Genomic DNA, 18,184 nt, shown 5'->3' with positions numbered 1-18,184 from the left:
CGTTACGTGGCGCGAATTTCGCTGACAATAGGGCAATCAGCCGAACGACGGTCACGCCGTGACGGTGAACTCCATGAGCGTCAGCCCATCCGTACCCGGATACGTCGCGGCCGGGGTCAGGCCGGCGGTCGCGGCCAGCGCATCGAGGGCGACGCGGTCGCGCTCGCGACCACCGACGTCCACGAGCATCCGCAAGTCGTACGAAGACAGGTGCGGCACATGGGGTTCGGTCGGCATGACCTCCACGACCAGCACCCGCCCGCGCGGACCGGCCGCTTCGGCGCAGCGGCGCAGGATCTCCGTCGCCGCCGTGTCGTTCCAGTCGGTGAGGGCGCGCGAGACCACGTAGACGTCCGAGCCCGCAGGCAGCGGCCGGAAGAAATCGCCCGCCACCGCCTCGGCCCGGTCGGCGATGCCGCGTTCGGCGAACCGCGCCGCCGCGGTCGCCACCGGCTCGGGGCGGTCGACGAGGACGCCGTGCAGGTGCGGGTGCGCGGCCAGCAGTTCCGCCAGCAACCGGCCCGAACCGCCACCGACGTCGGTGACCCGGCGGACGTCCTGCCACGGGTAGAGCGCCGCGACCTGGTGGGCCGTGGCCTCCTGCAGGCTCGCCATCAGCCCGTCGAACTCCGCGCGGAACCCCGGGTTGGCATCGAGGTCGGCCCACAGGTCGCGGCCGTGCACCTGGGCGTAACCCGGCTCGCCGGTGCGCACCGAATGCGGCAACCCGAGCACCGCCAGGTCCATCCGCGCCGCGTGCCCGCCGAGGTCGAGCCGGGCGCCGAAACCGCCACTGCCGCGGTCGCACAACAACTCGCCGATCTTGGTCAGCGCGAACACGTCCGGTGCGGGCTCGGCGAAAACCTCGCGGTGGACGAGGTAGCGCAGCAGCCGGCCCAGCGCGTCCCGGTCGGCCGCGCAGGCCACCGCCAAGTCGTCGAGCTTCGCGGTACCGGCCGCGATCCGGTCGGGCACCCGCAACGTCACCGCGGTGCGGATCGCCAGGGGTGTCACAAGATCGGTCAGCTCGTCGAGGCGCTCGGCCGCGTCGTCAGTTGCCACCGGTGCAGCTTCCCCACCGACCGGTTCAGCGTCAACCTGTGGACGTTTCCCTTGTCATGGCACAAGATGAGCGCATGACCAGTGTGACCGCGCCGGAGATCCGGCTGATGTCGGGCGCCCTCGGCGTGGAGATCCGCGGCATCGACCTGAACGCGCTGACCGATGAGCAGTTCGCCCTCATCCACGACCGGCTGCTGCGCCACCAGGTGGTGTTCCTGCCCGGCCAGCAGGACCTCACGCCCGAGGCCCACATCGCCTTCGGCCGGCGGTTCGGTGAGGTGGAACTGCACCCGTACCTGCCCCGGATGCCCGACCACCCGGAGATCGTGCTCATCGACTCCGAGGAGGGGGCGAAGGTCGACATCTGGCACACCGACATGACTTTTCACGAAAGCCCGCCCATCGCCTCGATCCTGCATTTGGTGGAATTGCCATCCGCCGGCGGCGACACCATGTGGAGCAACCAGCACCTGGTGTACGAGGCCCTTTCGGCCCCGTTGCGCGACTTGCTGGATGGGCTCACCGCGATCCACACGATCCGGGTCGGCACCGAGTTCTCCAGCCGTGCCGAGCACCCCGTGGTCCGCGTGCACCCCGAGACCGGCCGGCGCTCCCTCTACGTCAACCGGCTCTTCACCTCGCACATCCCGCAGTTGTCCCGCAACGAAAGCGACGCGCTGCTGGAGTACCTCTTCCGGTTCTCCGAGAGCCCGCAGTTCACCTGCCGCTACCGCTGGCAGCCGGGCGACGTGGCCATGTGGGACAACCGGGCCACGCAGCACTACGCCGTCAACGACTACCAGGAACGGCGCCGGGGCCAGCGGATCACCGTGCTCGGCGACCACCCGACGGGCAACCCGCCGCGCTGGGAGCACTACCGCCCGGTGCCCGGCGAACGCTACTGGCCCGATCGGGTGAACGCCGTCGAGGACTACTGAACTTCCTGCCACTTCACGGGAAACGACTCGATGCCCCCGTTGACCCGGTCGTGCCGCCACGGCAGTTCGTCGAGCGGGACGGCGGGGGCGAGGCCGGGCAACCGGCGCAGCAGCGTCATGATCGACAGGGAGACCTCCAGCTTGGCCAGCGCCGTACCGAGGCAGAAGTGCGGCCCGTACCCGAAGGCCAGGTGCGGCACGGACGGGTTGCGGTCGATGTCGAACACGTTGGGATCGGGGAAGATCCGCGGATCACGGTTGGCGACCCACGGGACCGCCATCACGCGCTCCCCCGCCCGCAACGCCACGCCGCCCAGCGTCAGGTCCTCGAGCACCACCTGGACCCGGAACATGCTGCTGACGGCGGTGTAACGGAGGATCTCGTCCACCGCCGCGGCCGCCTTGTCTGGATCCCGCAACAACTTCGCCAACTGCTCCGGGTGCTGGAACAACGCCCGCAGCCCGACGGCGGTGGAGCTGACCTCCAGGCCGCCGCGCAGCAGGCCCATCGCGAGCACGGTCAGCTCCTGGTCGGTCAGGCCGTGCTCGGGCTGGTCGGCGAGCCACGCCGACAGCAAGTCGTCACCGGGCGCCTCGTGCTTGGCCGTCACCTGCCGGGACAGGTAGTCCCACAGCTTGCGTGCGGCCTCCATCGAGTTGTACGTGAGCACCGAGTTGAGACCGGCGAGCCAGCCCTGGAACTCCGCGCGGTCGGGCACGGGCACACCCAGCACCTCGCACACCACGCGCACCGGCAGCGGCCCGACCAGACCGCTGATCAGGTCGGCCGGTCGCGGGCCCGCCACCATGTCGTCGATCAGTTCGTCGGCGATCTCCTGCACGCGCGCCCGATAGGTCTCGATCCGGCGCGCGCTGAACGCCTTGCCGCCGACGCGCCGCACGGCCGCGTGCGCGGGGCCGTCCATGTTGAGGTCACGCGGCTCGTCCGGGCCAGGAACCGTGCCCAGACGGGAAAACCTCGGGTCGGCCAGCACCGTGCAGCAATTGGCGTAATCCAGGACGAGCCAAGCGGGTTCGCCGTCGGGCAGCAGCACGCGGCTCACCGGATCGGACTCGATCATCGCGAGTAGTTCGCCGGGCAGGTCGCCGGTGAACGGCGCGAACGGGTAGCGGCGCAGTTCGCCGACGACAGCCATGACCGGTGAGCTTCCGCCACGAATCCGGTCCGTGTCAACGGATTCCCCGCGCGGCCTGGATCGGGTAAGCATGCTGGGTGCGCATACTTATCTCGACTTGGGGCTGGCGTTCGCATTTCTATTGCCTGGTCCCGCTCTCCTGGGCCCTGCGGGCGGCCGGGCACGAAGTGCTGGTGGCGAGCCATCCCTCGATGACGCCCGTGATCACCGGTGCCGGACTGGCCGCCGTGCCACTCGGCGCCGACGTCGACTTCGAGGAGGTTTTCACCGGCCACGTAGGCAAAGTCGGCAAGTCCGCGGGGCCCGAAGCGGGGGACGACGCGCTCGAGCCGGCGATCACACCGGACGGCGGAGTGGTCCGGATGGCCGACGCGCTGCTGGACGACTTGGTCGCCTTCGGCCGGTCCTTTCGGCCGGATCTCGTTGTCTGGGAACCGTTCAACCTGGCCGCGGCGGTGGCGGCGGCCGCGCTGGAGGTGCCCGGCGTGCTCGCGTTGTGGGGGCCGGATCACACCAGCACGCTGCGAATGGACCGCGAGGCCGTCCTGGGCCCGCTGGCCGCCCGGTTCGGGCTCACCGCCGACGACGTGAGCACGACCGGTGCGCTGACCCTCGACCCGGTGCCCGAACCCATGCAGGTGCCGCTGACCGGACCCGTGCAGCACCTGCGTTACGTGCCCTACAACGGAACCAGCGTCCTCCCGTCGTGGCTGCACGAGCCGCCGCGGCGCCCGCGCGTGTGCATCACCGGCGGCACGGTGGCCGGTCCCGGCCTTTCCGACCGGGCCGAACTGCCGGACGTCGTGCGCGCGGTCGCCGAACTCGACGTGGAGGTCGTGCTCGCCGTGGTCAAGGCGCAGCGCGACGCCCTCGGACCGGTACCGGACAACGTCCGCGTCTCCGACGGCCCGCTGGCCCTGCGCCTCGTCCTCCCCAGCTGTGCCGCGCTGGTCCAGCACGGCGGCGCAGGCACGATGCTGACCGCGCTCGCGCACGGCGTGCCGCAGCTGATCCTGCCGGAGGTCGGCGACGAGCACTTCAACGCCGAACGGCTGCTCGCCGCGGGCGCCGGGATGTCGTTGGAGAACCCGGATGCGGCAAGCGTCCGGGACGCCGTCGCCACGCTCATCGGCGCCGGCCCGTGGCGCGACGCCGCGTTGCTGATGCGCGACCGGATCACCGCGATGCCCAGTCCCGCCGAGGTCGTCGGCGTGCTCGCCGGGCTCGCCGCCGGCGAAGGAGCACCCGCATGACACCACCGCTGCGCTTCCCGTTGCCCCAGGCGGAGGTCATGCCGCACCCGTCACCGGAGTACGCCCGGCTGCGTGCGTCGGACCCGGTGCCCAGGATCGCGTTGCCGGACGGCACGATCGCCTACCTCGCCACGCGGCACGCGGACGTGCGCCAGGTGTTCACCGACCCGAGGTTCAGCCGGGCCGCGGCGAGCGGACCCGAGCGACCGGAGTGGGAGCTGGGCTCGCTGGCCGACGACTCGTTGCTGGGCATGGACCCACCGCGGCACACGAAGGTCCGCCGCGTGGTGTCCAGCGCGTTCACCGCCCGGCGGGTCGAGTCGATGCGCGCCGACGTGGCCCGGCTCGTCGACGGCATGATCGACGACATGGTGGCGGCCGGGCGGCCCGCCGATCTGGTCGAGCACCTGTCGCAACCGCTGCCGATCTTCGTGATCAGCGAGCTCTTCGGTGTGGGCGAAGAAGATCGGGGCCGGCTCAAGGAGTGGTCGGACGCGCTGGTGAGCGACTGGGCCGCCGACCCCGAACGGCCCAAGGCGGCGCTGGCGGCCTTCGGTGAGCTGATCGCCCAGCGGCGCAAGAACCCTGGTGACGACCTGATGAGCGCGCTGATCGCCGCGTGGGACCAGCACGACGATCTGTCCGAGCGCGAACTGGTGTCGGTCACGGCGGGCATCCTCGCGGGCGGGCACGAGTCGACCACCAACCAGATCAACCTTTTCCTGCTCGTGCTGTCACGCCACCCCGAACAGTTCGCATCGCTGCGCGGCGACGACCCGGCGGCCATCGCTCGCGCCGCCGAAGAGCTCACCCGCTACATCCAGTTGGGGGACAACGGGATCCTGCTCCCCCGCATCGCGACCGTCGACCTGGACCTCGGCGGCGTGCCCATCCCCGCCGGGTCGGTCGTGCTCCCCGTCGTGTCGTCGGCCAACCGCGACCCGGCGGCGTTCGCCGAACCCGACCGGCTCGACCTCACCCGCGCGGTCAACCCGCACGTGGCCTACGGCGTCGGCCCGCACCACTGCCTCGGCGCGGCCCTGGCCCGGATGGAGTTGCAGGAGGCGCTGGGCGGACTGCTGCGCAGGCTCCCGGGGCTGCGCATTGCCGTGCCGGAGTCCGAACTGCGTTTCAAGCCCGGCCTGATCGTGCGCAGCATGGAGGCGCTGCCGCTCACGTGGGATGCCTAGCGGCCGCCGGGACACGGGTCGGCGCCGCCGGGTCGAACGCGGCCTCGATGGCCACCTCCTCGACCGCACGCAGCATCGTCTCCACCTCCTCGGTGGAGAGCACGCCCATGTCGAAGACCAGTTGCAGGTGAACGGTCTCCGGCTGGTCCTCGATGTTGATGAACGCCTGCTCGGGCAGGTTGTCCAGGTGACCATCCCAGCTGATGAAGGTCTCGGGCTGTTTCGCCGCGATCGCCGCCGGGGTGATGACGGCGTCGCGCACCCGTGCCTCGGTGGCCGGCCTGGTGCTGAACCGGCGATCGCTGATGCGGCAGGTGATCCGGGCCGGGTGGCCGCGTTCGGCGTCCAGCCGGCCGGTCAGCTCCTCGAGCTGGTCGGGGTCGTAGTACGCGTGCATCCACGCGACCGTCGCGGCCTGGCGCACGCGCCCGATCACGTCGTCCACCGTGCCGTCGAGGTCGACGGTCAGCACCGAGTTCTGGCTCAGCGTGCCGATCACGTCGGCGAGGCCCGGGCGGAACCGGTTGCTGACGATCACGTGCGAGGTGAGCGGGTTGCGCCCGGTCGCCCGGCCGATCGCGATGGCGATCACCGCGAGCAGCACCCGTGAGGTGTCGGTACGGGTCCGCTGAGCGATGGCGAGCACAGCGAGGTACGCCGCTTGCGAGTTGAACCGGCCGTGCCAGTAACGGTGTCCCTGCCTGCCTTGCGGGTGCGTCGGTTCGCCGAACGTCGTGGGCGGCAGCGGGCGCAACTGCCGTTCCCAGTACCGCATCGCGCGGTCGCTGACCCGGCGCACCTCGGGGGTCTGCTCACGCCGGGCGAGGTCGATCGTCCACACCGCGTCCGGGTCCACCTCGCGCTCGGCCAGCTCGCCGATGCCGAGGTCGGTCATGACCAACAGCGTGCCCGTGCCATCGGCGGCGAGGTGGCCGACGGTCAGCACCAGGTACACGGCCGCACCCCGGTGCTGCATCACCGACATCCGCAGCAGCCACGGGGTGTCGAGCTCCAGCGGCGTCTGCATCCACTCGAACCACAGCAGGTTCCCGTAGTGGATCGCCTCGGCGCGGTCGACCTCGTCGGGGAAGGTCGCGACCTCCAGGTCGATCTCGCCGCGACCGTGCACCACCTGGCAGGGCCGCCCGTCCGCGTCCACCCCCACTTGCGTGCGCAGCGCCGGGTGCTTGCCCATCAGGCGGCTGAGCCGCTCGGCCATGTCGGCGACGGTGAGCCCCTCGGGCAACGGGTGGGCGCCGCTGTTGTTGTGCGTCCAGCCGGTCGCCCGCATGTCCTGCATGATCGCCTTCTGGCCCCACGTCAGGGGTGCGGTGCCTTCGCCGGGCCCGGCGAACGGGACGCCGATCCGCTCGATGCTCGGCTCAGCCATCGGCACGCCCGAAGATCACGCTCACGTTGTGGCCGCCGAAGCCGAACGAGTTGGACATGACCGCGTCCACGGTGGCGGCCAGCGGCTCCTTGCGGATGTGCGCGAGGTCGCAGGCCGGGTCCGGGTCGTCGAGGTTGTGGGTCGGCGGGAGCAGACCGCGGCGCAGGGCCGTGACGCTGATGGCGGCCTCGACCACCCCGGACGCGCCGAGCATGTGCCCGGTGACGCCCTTGGTGGAGCTGACCGGCGGCATGTTCGCACCGAACACGCCGTGGATGGCCTTGGTCTCGGCCGCGTCACCGGCTTTCGTGCTCGTGCCGTGGGCGTTGAGGTAACCGATGTCGCCTGCCTCGAGACCCGCGTCCCGCAAGGCGATCCGCATGCTCTCGGCGGCACTGGAGCCGTCCGGGCGGGGTGTGGTCGGGTGATAGGCGTCGCTCGTCGCGCCCCAGCCGAGCAGTGCGGCGCGCACGTCCGCGCCGCGCGCCCGCGCGAACTCGGGCCGTTCCAGGACGAAGACCCCGGCGGCCTCACCGAGCACGAGTCCGTTGCGGCGCCGGTCGAACGGGCGGCTGGCACTGGCCGGATCGGGCCAGCCGCGGGCCAGGGCGAGCGCGTTGCCGAAGGCGTCGGCGAACGTCGGGAACAGCGGCGCCTCGGTGCAACCGCACACCACCACGTCCGCCTCGCCCGCACGCAGGATCCGCAGGGCCTCGCCGAGCGACTGACCGCCGGCCGCGCACGCCGTGCCGACCGACGACGTGTAGCCGCGGATGCCGAACTTGATCGCGGTCCGCGCGGCCGCCATGTTGGGCAGCACACCCGGCAGCATGAACGGGCTGACCCCCAGCCGGCCTCGCCTGGAACGCTCGAGTGCCTGCTGCGCAAGGGTCTCCAGGCCCCCGACCCCGGAGAGGACGACCGCCACTCGGTACTCGTCGACGTCGCGACCGACGACGATCCCCGCGTCGGCCAAGGCGTCCTCGGCGGCACGCAACGCCATCACGATCGACCGGTCCACGGTCCGCGCGTCCTTCGGCGCCAGCACGCTGTCCGCGGCGATGGGCGGGCCGAACGCGGCCACGTCGACGACGCCGTGCAACGGGTGGTCCTCCGGTGGGCGGGTGAGACCGGAACGCCCGGAGCACACCGCGTCGAACACGGTCTCCACCGCGACCCCGACCGGGCTGACGAGCCCGATCCCCGTCACGGCACCGGTTGCGCTCACGTGGCGGACGCGGCCTTGACCCGGTTCTCCACCGCGGCGCAGAACTCCCCGACGGTCATGGCGGCGAAGCGCTCGGCCTCGTCGTCGAGGAACCGCACGCCGTACTGGTCCTCCACGCGCATCGCGAGTTCGGCCAGGGCCAGCGACTCCAGGTCAGCGCCCGCCGGGCCCAGCACGGTGTCGTCATCGATGCCGTCGGTGTCGTACCTCATCTCGGTCAATGACCGCAGCAGGAACAGGCGGATCTCAGCGATCATCGGGGAACTCCCTTTCCTGTGGCACGTCTGCAAAATCCTTGCCACCGGAATCGCGGACGTCAAGCACAGCCCTTTTGCCCGGACTATGGACCACGGCCGGGGTCAGCCCGCAGAATGACCGCTATGACGCTGGCGCGGCTGGACCTCGTGACCCACGACGCCGCTGCGCCGCACTCCCCCGCCGTGCACCTGATCGGCGGGAACACGTTGTCCTACGGGGAATTGGCCGGGCTCGTCGGCGGCGTCGAGCGCGTGCTGCGCCACGACCGCAAAGCGCTCGTGCTGTGCGCGGGGAATCGTGACCTGCCCACCTTGATGGCCTATTCGGCCGCATTGCGATTGGGCCACACGGTCGCGTTCCTCCCGGCAACCGCTGCGGTTCTGGCGGCCTACCAACCGGAATTCGTGGTTCCGGGTCCGGATGGCGGCGCGGAGCTGACCGAAATGGGTTACCACCCCGTGCCCGATCCGCCCACCGGGACCGTGATCCTGCGGCGCGGTGCGACCGTGCCGTTCGACGTGCTCGACAACGACATCGACCCGAGCACGGCCCTGTTGCTGTCGACCTCGGGCAGTACGGGCAGCCCCAAGGCCGTGCGGTTGTCCTACACCGGGATCGCCGCCAACTCCGACGCCATCGTCGCGGCGCTGGGCATCACCGCGGCCGAGCGCGCCCCGACGACGTTGCCCATCACGCACGCCTACGGCCTGTCGGTGCTGAACTCCCACCTGCGGGCCGGGGCGAGCATCGTGCTCAGCGACCGTTCCCCGCTGTCGCTGGCGATGTGGGACCACCTGATCCGCGCCGGTGCGACCTCGTTCGCCGCGGTGCCCACGACCTACGCGGCATTCGGGCCGTCGCACGTCAAGCTGTTGGCGCGCAGTGCGATCCGCACGATGACGCAGTCGGGCGCACGGCTCGGCGACGAGGTGACCCTGCGGCTGGCCGAGCTGATGCGCCGGCACGGCGGCAGGTTCGTGCCGATGTACGGCCAGACCGAGGCGACGTCGCGGATCGCGTGCCTGGACCCCGACCAGCTGCCGGACCGGGTCGGGTCGGTGGGCCGGGCGGTGCCGGGCGGCACGATCACGATAGGCACGGTCGGCACGATCGGGTCGCAGGCACCGCACGACCGGGCGCTGCCCGGCGAGGGCCCGGTGCACTACCGCGGTCCCGGCGTCATGCTGGGCTACGCGCGCGGGCGCGCGGACCTCGGCCGCGGCGCCGAGGTGGACCTGCTCGACACCGGGGATCTGGGTTACCTGCGCGAGGGTTACCTGTACCTGACCGGCCGCACCAAGCGGATCGTCAAGGTGCTCGGCGTGCGCACGAGCCTCGACGACCTCGAGCGGATGGTCGAGCGGCCCGATCACCCCGCAGCCGTTGTCGGCGGCACCGATGACGTGGTGTACCTGGTCGGCTCTGGCGATCCGGACGTGCACGAGCAGCAGCGCCGCCGGCTCGCCGAGGCGCTGGGGGTGCCGAGCAGGCACGTGGTCTTCCGGCACGTCGACCGCCTCCCGCAGACCGCGGGCGGCAAGGTCGACTACCAGGCGTTGGCGGCGGTCACGGATACGCGCGGGAGGCCCGAGGGTGAAGCTGACGAACTGGCGGCAACTGTCCGGCCGAGGGCCTGATCTCGTGCTGTGCCTCGACTTCCCCGGCGGTCGCGCGGCCGCGGGCTTCGCCGACCTCGCGGCCGGGGTCGACGCAGGCGCGTCGTTCCTCCACATCGGACAGTCGGTGGCCGGCGGCCTGGACGAGTGCGTGCACCGTTGGGTCGCCGAGGTGACGGCAACCGGGCGCCCGGTGCGCGCCGTGCTGGGCTACTGCGCGGGTGCGGCGCTGGCTCCCTGCGTGGCGGATGCCATCGCGGACGCCGCCGACGATGCGCCCGCAGTGGTGTTGTTCGACGCCGTGGCGACGACCGCGGATTCGCTCGCGGCCCAGCTGCCCGCGGCGCTGGAAGCCTCAGCCGCGCACCTGAGCGCCGACGAACTCGACGACGCCCGGCTGCTCGCCGACGAGCTGGCGCAGACCTACCCCGACGACCTGCCGGCCATCGTCGCCGCGGTGACCAAGCACTACGACGCGCTGATGGGCACGCTCGCCACACGGTTGGGGCTCAACGAGTTCTTCCACCGCGAACTCACCAAGGGCTTCACCACCTACCTGGACTACTTGCTCCTGGCGAGCGCGGGCCGGTTCGGCACCCGCCACGGCACCCCGACGATCGTGTCGTCGGCCGACCACGAACCACCGGAAGCCGACGGGGAGCACATCGTGCTCGACGTGGCGCACACCGATCTGCTGCGCGACGCCTCGGTGCACCAACTCGTCACCACCCTGCTGACAGGAGAGCGCACATGGTGAGCCCGTCCGAGATCTCCGAGGTGCTGTCGGCCCATCCCGGGGTCACTCGCGCCGAAGCCGCCGTGGTGCGGCACGAGGGGCGGGAGGTCACGGTCGCGGCCGTCGAGCTGAGCGAGTACCTCAGCGGTCCGGTGCTGCGCAACCACGTGCGTGAGCGGCTCGGCGAGGACAACGGTCTCGCCGGGGTGCTCGTCACCGACGCGATCCCGACGACCGGCGGCGCGCTGGACGTGGACGAACTCGCCGCGGCGGTGGCCGACGGCCGGTGCACGCTGTTCGAGGACCCGCGCGACGAGGTGGAGCGCCGGGTCGCGCAGATCTGGTCGGCGCAGATGGCCGTGCCCGCGGTCGGCGTCACCGACGACTTCCTCGAGCTGGGCGGGGATTCGCTGTCCGCGCTGGGGATCATCGCCGCGATCGAGACGGAGTTCGACCGCTCGATCGACGTGTTCGAATTCATGAACGCCGCCAGCGTGCGGCGGCTCGCGGAGTTGCTGCGGTAGCGATGAGCAGCACCGTAGGGACGAGCAGCACCGTAGGGACGAGCAGCCCCGTAGCGACGAGCAGCACCGTGCGCAGGCGGATCGCCGACACCGCCCGGGAGGTCCCCGGCGTGCCCGCCCTCATCGGTTTCGACGAGGGCCTGGCCGAGAACGTGTTGGCGTGGCGGGAGTTCGGCACGGCCGTCGAGTCGGCCGCGCAGGCGCTGCGCACCGCGCTCGACGGTGACGAGCGGCCCTGTGTCGTCGTCCTCGCGGCCAACACGCCGGCCGCCGCGACCGGCATCGCGGCGGCGCTGGCCGCCGAGGTCGCGGTGTTCCCGCTGAACCCTGGCGCCCCGCAAGCCGAACGCGACGCCCTGCTGCGGGTGCTGGGCCGCCGGTTCGGCGCGGTCCACCTGCTCGACGACGAGCAGCGGCCGCACCGGGTGGAGCTGCCCCATTCCGATCACCCAGCCCACCCGGACCACCCCGCCCGGCCGGGCGGCGACGTGGCCTACCTGCTGGCCACCGGGGCCAGCACAGGTCTGCCGCGGATCTCGGCCCGGCCCGGCCCGCTGCGCTACGACGCGGCGCGGACGCCGTCGCTGGTGATCCGCCAGACCGGCTGGCGCAGCGGGCAGCGGCAGCTCATCGCGGGGCCCTTGTACCACGCGGCGCCGTTCACGGCGTTCGTCGACGCGATCCTGGACCGCAACACCGTCGTCCTCGCGCCGTTCTTTTCTCCACAGTGGACGGTCGAGCTGATCCGCCGGTACGCGGTGGAATGGGTGCAGCTCACCCCGGCGCACATGCGGGAGATCCTCCGCGGCGCCGACCCGGACCCGGCGGACTTCGCCAGCCTGCGGGCCGTGCTGCACACCGCCGCCCGTTGCGACGCCGACACCAAACGCGGGTGGATCGAGCTCCTCGGCCCCGAACGGGTTTACGAACTCTACGGCGCGACCGAGGGCATCGGCGTGACGCTGGCGCGGGGCGACGAGTGGCTCGCCCGGCCGGGCACGACCGGGCGCGGCGTCCTCACCCAGGTCCGCGTGCTGGACGACCGGGGCGCGCCGGTACCGCCGGGCACCGTCGGGACGGTGTTCATGCGAACCCCCCAACGAGTCGGCCTGGCCGACTACCTCACCGGGCACGCGGTCCGGACCACGCCGGACGGGTTCGCCACGGTCGGCGACCGCGGCCGCCTCGACCGCGACGGCTACCTGTACCTCGAACCCCGCGAGCACGACATCATCAACGTGGGCGGGGAGAAGGTCGACCCGGACGAGGTCGAGGCCGCGCTGCGCAGCCACCCGGCGGTGGTCGACGCGGTGGCCATGGCCCTGCCGCACCAGACGCTCGGCTCGGTGGTGGGCGCGCAGGTCGTGCTGCACCCCGACGTGACCGTCCGCCGTGCCGAACTGGCCGCGCACTGCGGCCGGCGGCTGGCGGGCTACAAGATCCCGAAGCAGTTCACGATCGTCGACAAGATCCCGCGCACGGCGTCGGGCAAGACCCAGCGCTGGCGGCTCACCCCTGATCACCCCGATGATCACCCTGACCACGATGGCGGTGCGACCCGGCAATGAACCCAATCGTCGATGAAGCGACCGACGTCGGCTACCAGCGTCCACGCGATCCGGTGGAGCTGTGGCTGGCCCGGCAGTGGCAGCACGTCCTCGGCTTCGGCGTCGGCATCCGGGACGACTTCTTCGGGGTGGGCGGCAACTCCCTGGACGCGGCGTTGGTGATCAACGGCGTGCTCGAGGAGTTTGGGATCCAGCTCCCGCTGAACGTGATGACCGAACGGCCCACCGTGGCGGCCCTCGCGGCCCTGCTGCGTGAGCAGAACGCGCGAGTGACCGGCCCGCTGCTGACCATCCAGGACGGCGACGGGTCCAAGCCCCCGCTGTTCCTCGTGCACCCGGTGGACGGGCAGCTCGGCGTGTACGGCCACCTGGCCCAGGCCCTGGGCGACGAGTACACGTTGCACGGCCTGCAGGCGGCGGGCTTCTGGGCTGGCACGAGCCCGCTGGACACGGTGGCGGACCTGGCCCGCGCCTACCTCGACGCCATCCGCGCCGAGCAGGCCACCGGTCCCTACCTGCTGGGCGCCACCACGTCCGCGGCCGCCGTCGCGCACGAACTGGCCGTCCTGCTCGGCGACGAGGTGCGGCTGCTGGCGGTGCTCGACGACGACCTGCTCGAACCGGCGCCAGGCCCGGTGTCGTCGGATCCCGTTGAGGCGCTGGCAGTCTGGCGCGCACACGATCTGGTGCCCGAGGACACCTCCGTCGAGGCCGCGGAGCGCATGCTGCGCGTGCGGCAGAGCATCGAGGACGCGGTCCGTGGCTGGCCGCCGCGACCGCACCCGGGCGTGCTGGACCTGTTCACAACCGCGAGCGGGCCGTCCACAGTGGACCTGCCCGCCGCCGAGGTCCGCGTGCACGAGTGCGCCCCGGACGACCAGCGGCTCGCCGTCGCGCTCCGCGAGCTGATCGGATGACCGCCGTGCCCACCTCCGCCGACACCGCCGCTGATACAAACACCGACCCAGGGCACCGGCGTCAGCGGGTCCGGCTGACGCCGCGCGGCACGACGCACGTCCCGTTCACCGGAACGCGCGCGGCCGAGGGGCCGCTGACCCTCGGCCAGATCAACATCGCGCAGTGGCTGGGCAACGTCCCCGACCACTTCTACTCGATGCTCTGCGTCGAGTTCCCGGTGCCGCCCGGCGCCACGGTCGGCGACGTCACCGAGACCATCGCCGTGCTCGGCGCGCGGCACGAGACCCTGCGCACGACCTACCGGCTCACCGGCGAGCGACGGCAGGTCGTGGCGGCGTCCGGGACGCTGCCACTGGACGTGTGCGTGCTCGGCGACGGGCGGTGGGGGCCGCGCGACCAGGTAGCCGTGGCCGGGGCGCTCGTTCGGTGGCTGCGGGCCAACCCGGACCCGGCCGGGACGCCCATGCACGTCGTGGTGGCGGTGGCGCCGGACCAGAACGGCCCCGTCATCGCGTGTGCGGCCGCGTTGTCGCACATGGCCGTCGACCACGGCGCGATCGAGGTGCTCAAGCGTGAGTTCGCCGAACTGGTCGGCGACCCGGCCACGCGGCAGGTGGGCGGGCCCCGCCACCAGCCGCTGGACCAGGCCGCGCTGGAGGCGACACCGACCGAACGGCGGCGGGCGCAGGCGGCCCAGGACTACCTGCAGCACTGGACGCAGCGCATCCCGCGGCGGCTCTACGACATGCCGGACACCACGCCCGGCGGCGACCCGCTGGCCGTGGCGCTGTCGTCGAGGGCCGCCGCGCTGGCCGTGGCGCAGGTGGCGGCGCGCACCAGGGCCAGTGGGCAGGGCATCGTGCTGGGCGCGATCTGCGCGGTGCTCGCGCACCGCACCGGCGACCGGGAGATCATCCTCCCGCTGATGTCGAGCAACCGCTTCGAACGCCACCTGGTCGACTACGTCGGTTCGGTGGCCCAGGGCACGATCGCGGGCGTCGAGGTCGCGGGGCGCAGCTTCGACGCGTTGGTCAAGCGCGCCTGGACCGTGGTCCTGGAAGCCAGCAGGAACGCCCGGTACGACGCGTCGGAACGGGCCCGGCTCGACGAGCGCATCGCACACGAACGCGGCCTGCTGTTCAAGTACGAGCCGTTGTTCAACAGCCTGGTCACCCAGTCGTCCGGCCCCGGAGCGAGGGTGCCCTTGCGTGCCAGGCAATTCGACGCTGCGCAGCTCGACGCCGCGCTCGCGGAGACCCGGTTGCGGTGGCGCCCGGCGCACCGCAATGCGGCCCCGGTCCGCTTCGAGCTCAACCGGCTCGACGGCCGGCTGGAGCTCGACCTGTGGAGCGCGGACACCGGCGTGGTGTCGCGCGAGGAGGCGGAGTCGCTGCTGCTGGCGTTCGAACGGCTCGTGGTGGCCGCGGCGCACGAGGACCTCGACCCCGAGCGGATGCGCGAGGTGATCGGCCTGGAGACGGCCGTGCGGTCGGCGGACTGGATCTTCCTGGACTCGTGCTGGGTGGATGTGCGCAAGGTGCAGGACCTGGTGGACGACGCGCTGGCCCCGGCCGTGACCCGTGTCTTCGCCGACGTGGACGGCCGACCGCTGGTCGCCTTCGTGGCGGCCAAGGACGGCATCCGAACCCCGGAGCAGGCCCATGCCCGCTGCATGGCGGCCCTGCCCGAACACCCGATGGCCCTTGCGCCACGCCACTACGTCCTGTGCGCCACCGCCCCGGCCGACCCGGCCGATCTCGCCTCCTGGCCCGAACCCACGGCGACCGGCACCGGCCGCACTCCCGGCTGATCGAGGCGCGCCGGTCGTGACCGGTCGGTTCGCTTCGCCGAGGCGGTCGCCCGCCTGGCTTCCGAAGGTCCACCCGGGCAGGAGGTCGGGCCGGCACCCTCTGCCTCGCGGTCGGCTGGACCACCCGCTCCTGCCCGCATCAGCCCGACATCTCCATGGCCTTGAACGGGCTGGTGACGCCCTCGTAGCGCAGCATCAACATCATCCCTTGCATCACGTGCGGCAGGTTGTGGCAGTGGTTCATCCAGATGCCCGGGTTCGAGGCGCGGAACGCGACCTCCCACACGTCTCCCGGGCCGACGTCGACGATGTCGACCCACACCGGGCTGCCCGAGTACCGTTGCCCGTTCTTCGACAGGACCAGCACGGCGTGGCCGTGCAGGTGCCAGGGGTGGCTCGCGAGGCTTCGGTTGACGAGCGTGAAGCGGACGACGTCGCCTTCGGTGACGAGCTGGTCAGGTATCGACGGATACCCCTTGCCGTTGACCGTGTGGGCGTACATCGGCGTCCCGTCGACCATTGCCAGCTCGCGGTCGAGCACCATGGTGAAGTGGCGATCGGCCGCGTCCGTGGGCAGCGCGACACGGGCCGGGGCGCCATACGTCAGCAGGTCCAGCTCAGGCCACCCCGCGGTGTCCGGTGTGGACACAGAACCACCATGGGCGTTTGCCTTGGGCCGCAACCACACCGTGGCAGCGCTGTCGTCGAGCACGAGGGCCACGGGCCCGCCTGGCATCTCGAACACGACGTCGTAACGCCGCGCCGCGGCCAGGCGCAGTCCCCTCTCGCTGATCACGCCGGGGCGGACGAGGTCGCGGCCGTCCACGGCGACCACCCGGAAAGACATGCCCACCAACGCGAAGCGGTGCGGGTCGGAGTCGGTGTTGAGCAGCCGCAACCGTACCGGCGCGCCCGCGGGTACCACGTGTTCGGCACCACCTGAGATCTCGGGGACACCGTCGAAGGTGTGCACGGACAGCGTCAGATCCACCTGCTCGATGTCCTCGCGAGGTTTCACCACGAAGTGCCCGTAGAGCCCTCGCTGCACACCCGTGTACGACTCGTAATGCGTGTGGTACCAATAAGTTCCGGTCTGGTCGGCGCGAAACCGGTATACGAACCGGCCGCCGGGCGCCACAGCTTCCTGGGTGACACCCGGCACGCCGTCCTCGCCGCACCGCACGTCGTAGCCGTGCCAGTGCAAGGTCACGCCACCGTCGATGTCGTGGTTGATCAGCGTGACCTCGAGGAGATCCCCCTGCGTCACGGTGATCGGTGGGCCGGGCACCGAGCCGTCGAAGGTCAACGCGTCGAACTCCCGCCCGGAATCCAAGCGCACCACGGCTTTCCGCGCGGTCAACACGTAGGGACGCCGGACGCCACCCGGTGCCGGCGTGGTGGCGCCACGCAGGTCCGTGACCGCGACGGCCGACCCCGTCATCGCGGCGGGACCGCCGCCGTCGGTCGTCATCGCGGCCGGCCGCGTCGCCGCCAGGACCCCGCCGGTGCCCGCCGCGCCGACCACCACGACGCCACCGGCCACGCCGAGGAAGCCCCGCCGGGACATCCCGGTCGCGGCCGGCTCGGTCACCTTCGGGGACGGCAGCACCCGGGTGGTCAACAGCGCGGCCGCGACCACCGCCGCGACGGTGATCAGCGCGGTGTCGAGGGTCAACGGGTATCCGATGAGGAGGGTGAGCACGAAGGCGGCCACAGCGGCGTAGGCGGCGGTGAACTGCGCGACGACGCCCGCGGTGTCGGTGGCTTCCCACGACCGGGCGCCGGTGGCCGGCGCCCGCAGCCGTGGTCCGGCGACGAGCGCGGCCGCCAGCGCGGCCACCGCGGCCATCGGCAGCCCGAGCACCACCTTCTCCTGCACGAACCACCAGCCCCGGCCGGCGAGCACCACCACCGGGACCGCCCTGGCCACCGTCACCAGCAGCGCCACGGCCATGAGGACGAGCGCGATCCTGGGACGCCGCACCACCATCGTGACCGCCGCGGCGAACCACGCGACGGCGCCGAGCAGTGTGACGGCGTAGTCCACGATGATCCAGACGACGGTCGTCACGACGCGGTCTGGCCGAGCCTGGCCTCGGCGACCGGCGGCCACGCGATCTTCCGCGCGCGCTGCGCGATCTGCTCGGTCAGGCCCATGAGGAACAGGCCGTTGATCGCGTGCAGGCCGAAGACGAGGGCACCGGCGGTCGAGTCGTCGCCGATCGCCTTCGCGACCTCACGGATCAGCACCTGCACGAGCACCAATCCGATGACGAGGCCGGCCATGCCGACGATCCGCCCCGGCATCTTGGCGACCGCGCCGGCGAGCGTGACCACGACCGCGACGAGCAGGATCGAGTAGCCGAGCATGCGGTGCGCGCTGAAGGCCTGCTCGGTCGGCGAGGTCTTGACCGCGCCGGTGGCGGCGAGGAAGAACTGGACGATCACGGCGAGGAACTGCACCCACGCCAGTACTGTGAAGATCTTTTTCATGCGGCCGATCGTGGCACCGGGCCGCCCGCACCGCGTCCGGCGA

Annotated in this window: 16 protein-coding genes; 9 read left to right on the top strand and 7 right to left on the bottom strand. The window is 71.8% G+C overall.

What is annotated here, in order from left to right; translation table 11 throughout:
- Positions 1-51: 51 nt before the first annotated feature.
- Positions 52-1,062: a methyltransferase gene (locus EV186_RS32480; RefSeq protein ID WP_133853324.1), complete on the bottom strand. Its 1,011-nt coding sequence runs from the start codon at positions 1,060-1,062 to the stop codon at positions 52-54.
- A 74-nt stretch (positions 1,063-1,136) separates the two neighbouring features.
- On the opposite strand from EV186_RS32480, the gene EV186_RS32475 reads away from it, so the two are divergent.
- The gene (locus EV186_RS32475; protein ID WP_133853323.1) at positions 1,137-2,000 is read left to right on the top strand and encodes a TauD/TfdA dioxygenase family protein; all 864 of its coding nucleotides are present in this window, start codon (positions 1,137-1,139) and stop codon (positions 1,998-2,000) included.
- Here the strand turns inward: EV186_RS32475 and EV186_RS32470 are convergent.
- Positions 1,994-3,157 (bottom strand): cytochrome P450, encoded by a 1,164-nt coding sequence (locus EV186_RS32470; protein WP_208115890.1) that lies wholly within the window; start codon positions 3,155-3,157, stop codon positions 1,994-1,996. The two genes, EV186_RS32475 and EV186_RS32470, sit on opposite strands and share 7 nt — an antisense overlap.
- 77 nt (positions 3,158-3,234) lie before the next feature.
- Between EV186_RS32470 and EV186_RS32465 the strand changes: the two genes are divergently transcribed.
- The gene (locus tag EV186_RS32465) at positions 3,235-4,410 is read left to right on the top strand and encodes a nucleotide disphospho-sugar-binding domain-containing protein (protein WP_166659431.1); all 1,176 of its coding nucleotides are present in this window, start codon (positions 3,235-3,237) and stop codon (positions 4,408-4,410) included.
- A complete protein-coding gene (locus tag EV186_RS32460) occupies positions 4,407-5,600 on the top strand; it encodes a cytochrome P450 (protein WP_133853321.1) in 1,194 nt (397 codons plus the stop codon). Before EV186_RS32465 ends, EV186_RS32460 begins: the two co-directional genes overlap by 4 nt.
- Here the strand turns inward: EV186_RS32460 and EV186_RS32455 are convergent.
- From EV186_RS32455 to EV186_RS32445, 3 genes are read right to left on the bottom strand one after another with little or no spacing between them, the layout of a single operon-like run.
- Entirely contained in the window at positions 5,584-6,990 is a 1,407-nt protein-coding gene (locus EV186_RS32455) for a condensation domain-containing protein (protein ID WP_133853320.1), read from the bottom strand. The two genes, EV186_RS32460 and EV186_RS32455, sit on opposite strands and share 17 nt — an antisense overlap.
- Positions 6,983-8,218 carry a beta-ketoacyl-[acyl-carrier-protein] synthase family protein gene (locus EV186_RS32450; RefSeq protein ID WP_133853319.1) on the bottom strand — a complete coding sequence of 412 codons (1,236 nt, stop codon included), beginning with the start codon at positions 8,216-8,218 and terminating at the stop codon, positions 6,983-6,985. The genes EV186_RS32455 and EV186_RS32450 overlap by 8 nt, the downstream gene beginning before the upstream one ends.
- Positions 8,215-8,475: an acyl carrier protein gene (locus tag EV186_RS32445; protein WP_133853318.1), complete on the bottom strand. Its 261-nt coding sequence runs from the start codon at positions 8,473-8,475 to the stop codon at positions 8,215-8,217. Before EV186_RS32445 ends, EV186_RS32450 begins: the two co-directional genes overlap by 4 nt.
- Before the next feature lie 123 nt (positions 8,476-8,598).
- Here EV186_RS32445 and EV186_RS32440 point away from each other — a divergent pair, with 123 nt between their 5' ends.
- From EV186_RS32440 to EV186_RS32415, 6 genes are read left to right on the top strand one after another with little or no spacing between them, the layout of a single operon-like run.
- Positions 8,599-10,113 carry an AMP-binding protein gene (locus EV186_RS32440; RefSeq protein WP_166659430.1) on the top strand — a complete coding sequence of 505 codons (1,515 nt, stop codon included), beginning with the start codon at positions 8,599-8,601 and terminating at the stop codon, positions 10,111-10,113.
- Positions 10,070-10,849, top strand: coding sequence for a hypothetical protein (locus tag EV186_RS32435; RefSeq protein ID WP_133853316.1), 780 nt, complete (start codon positions 10,070-10,072; stop codon positions 10,847-10,849). Before EV186_RS32440 ends, EV186_RS32435 begins: the two co-directional genes overlap by 44 nt.
- Positions 10,843-11,352: a phosphopantetheine-binding protein gene (locus EV186_RS32430; RefSeq protein WP_133853315.1), complete on the top strand. Its 510-nt coding sequence runs from the start codon at positions 10,843-10,845 to the stop codon at positions 11,350-11,352. Before EV186_RS32435 ends, EV186_RS32430 begins: the two co-directional genes overlap by 7 nt.
- Before the next feature lie 2 nt (positions 11,353-11,354).
- Positions 11,355-12,920, top strand: a complete 1,566-nt coding sequence (locus tag EV186_RS32425; protein WP_133853314.1) for an AMP-binding protein — start codon at positions 11,355-11,357, stop codon at positions 12,918-12,920.
- Entirely contained in the window at positions 12,917-13,837 is a 921-nt protein-coding gene (locus EV186_RS32420) for a phosphopantetheine-binding protein (protein ID WP_133853313.1), read from the top strand. The genes EV186_RS32425 and EV186_RS32420 overlap by 4 nt, the downstream gene beginning before the upstream one ends.
- Positions 13,834-15,648: a condensation domain-containing protein gene (locus EV186_RS32415; RefSeq protein ID WP_133853312.1), complete on the top strand. Its 1,815-nt coding sequence runs from the start codon at positions 13,834-13,836 to the stop codon at positions 15,646-15,648. The genes EV186_RS32420 and EV186_RS32415 overlap by 4 nt, the downstream gene beginning before the upstream one ends.
- A 139-nt stretch (positions 15,649-15,787) precedes the next feature.
- Here the strand turns inward: EV186_RS32415 and EV186_RS32410 are convergent, their stop codons facing one another.
- Both EV186_RS32410 and EV186_RS32405 read right to left on the bottom strand, forming a co-directional pair.
- Positions 15,788-17,719, bottom strand: coding sequence for a multicopper oxidase family protein (locus EV186_RS32410; RefSeq protein WP_133853311.1), 1,932 nt, complete (start codon positions 17,717-17,719; stop codon positions 15,788-15,790).
- The gene (locus EV186_RS32405) at positions 17,716-18,141 is read right to left on the bottom strand and encodes a DUF6220 domain-containing protein (protein WP_133853310.1); all 426 of its coding nucleotides are present in this window, start codon (positions 18,139-18,141) and stop codon (positions 17,716-17,718) included. The genes EV186_RS32410 and EV186_RS32405 overlap by 4 nt, the downstream gene beginning before the upstream one ends.
- Between the last annotated feature and the right edge of the window lie 43 nt (positions 18,142-18,184).

The organism is Labedaea rhizosphaerae (genome assembly GCF_004362825.1).
Classification (GTDB): Bacteria; Actinomycetota; Actinomycetes; order Mycobacteriales; family Pseudonocardiaceae; genus Labedaea; species Labedaea rhizosphaerae.
The sequence above is the reverse complement of the archived record's forward strand: the minus strand, read 5'-3'. Positions and strand labels throughout refer to the sequence as shown.

Excerpts from the sequence above, each read along its gene's own strand:
- EV186_RS32430 (WP_133853315.1), top strand. The coding sequence starts at position 10,843 with ATGGTGAGCCCGTCCGAGATCTCCGAGGTGCTGTCGGCCCATCCCGGG.
- EV186_RS32445 (WP_133853318.1), bottom strand. The coding sequence starts at position 8,475 with ATGATCGCTGAGATCCGCCTGTTCCTGCTGCGGTCATTGACCGAGATG.
- EV186_RS32415 (WP_133853312.1), top strand. The coding sequence starts at position 13,834 with ATGACCGCCGTGCCCACCTCCGCCGACACCGCCGCTGATACAAACACC.
- EV186_RS32460 (WP_133853321.1), top strand. The coding sequence starts at position 4,407 with ATGACACCACCGCTGCGCTTCCCGTTGCCCCAGGCGGAGGTCATGCCG.
- EV186_RS32425 (WP_133853314.1), top strand. The coding sequence starts at position 11,355 with ATGAGCAGCACCGTAGGGACGAGCAGCACCGTAGGGACGAGCAGCCCC.
- EV186_RS32475 (WP_133853323.1), top strand. The coding sequence starts at position 1,137 with ATGACCAGTGTGACCGCGCCGGAGATCCGGCTGATGTCGGGCGCCCTC.
- EV186_RS32420 (WP_133853313.1), top strand. The coding sequence starts at position 12,917 with ATGAACCCAATCGTCGATGAAGCGACCGACGTCGGCTACCAGCGTCCA.
- EV186_RS32440 (WP_166659430.1), top strand. The coding sequence starts at position 8,599 with ATGACGCTGGCGCGGCTGGACCTCGTGACCCACGACGCCGCTGCGCCG.
- EV186_RS32470 (WP_208115890.1), bottom strand. The coding sequence starts at position 3,157 with ATGGCTGTCGTCGGCGAACTGCGCCGCTACCCGTTCGCGCCGTTCACC.
- EV186_RS32405 (WP_133853310.1), bottom strand. The coding sequence starts at position 18,141 with ATGAAAAAGATCTTCACAGTACTGGCGTGGGTGCAGTTCCTCGCCGTG.
- EV186_RS32455 (WP_133853320.1), bottom strand. The coding sequence starts at position 6,990 with ATGGCTGAGCCGAGCATCGAGCGGATCGGCGTCCCGTTCGCCGGGCCC.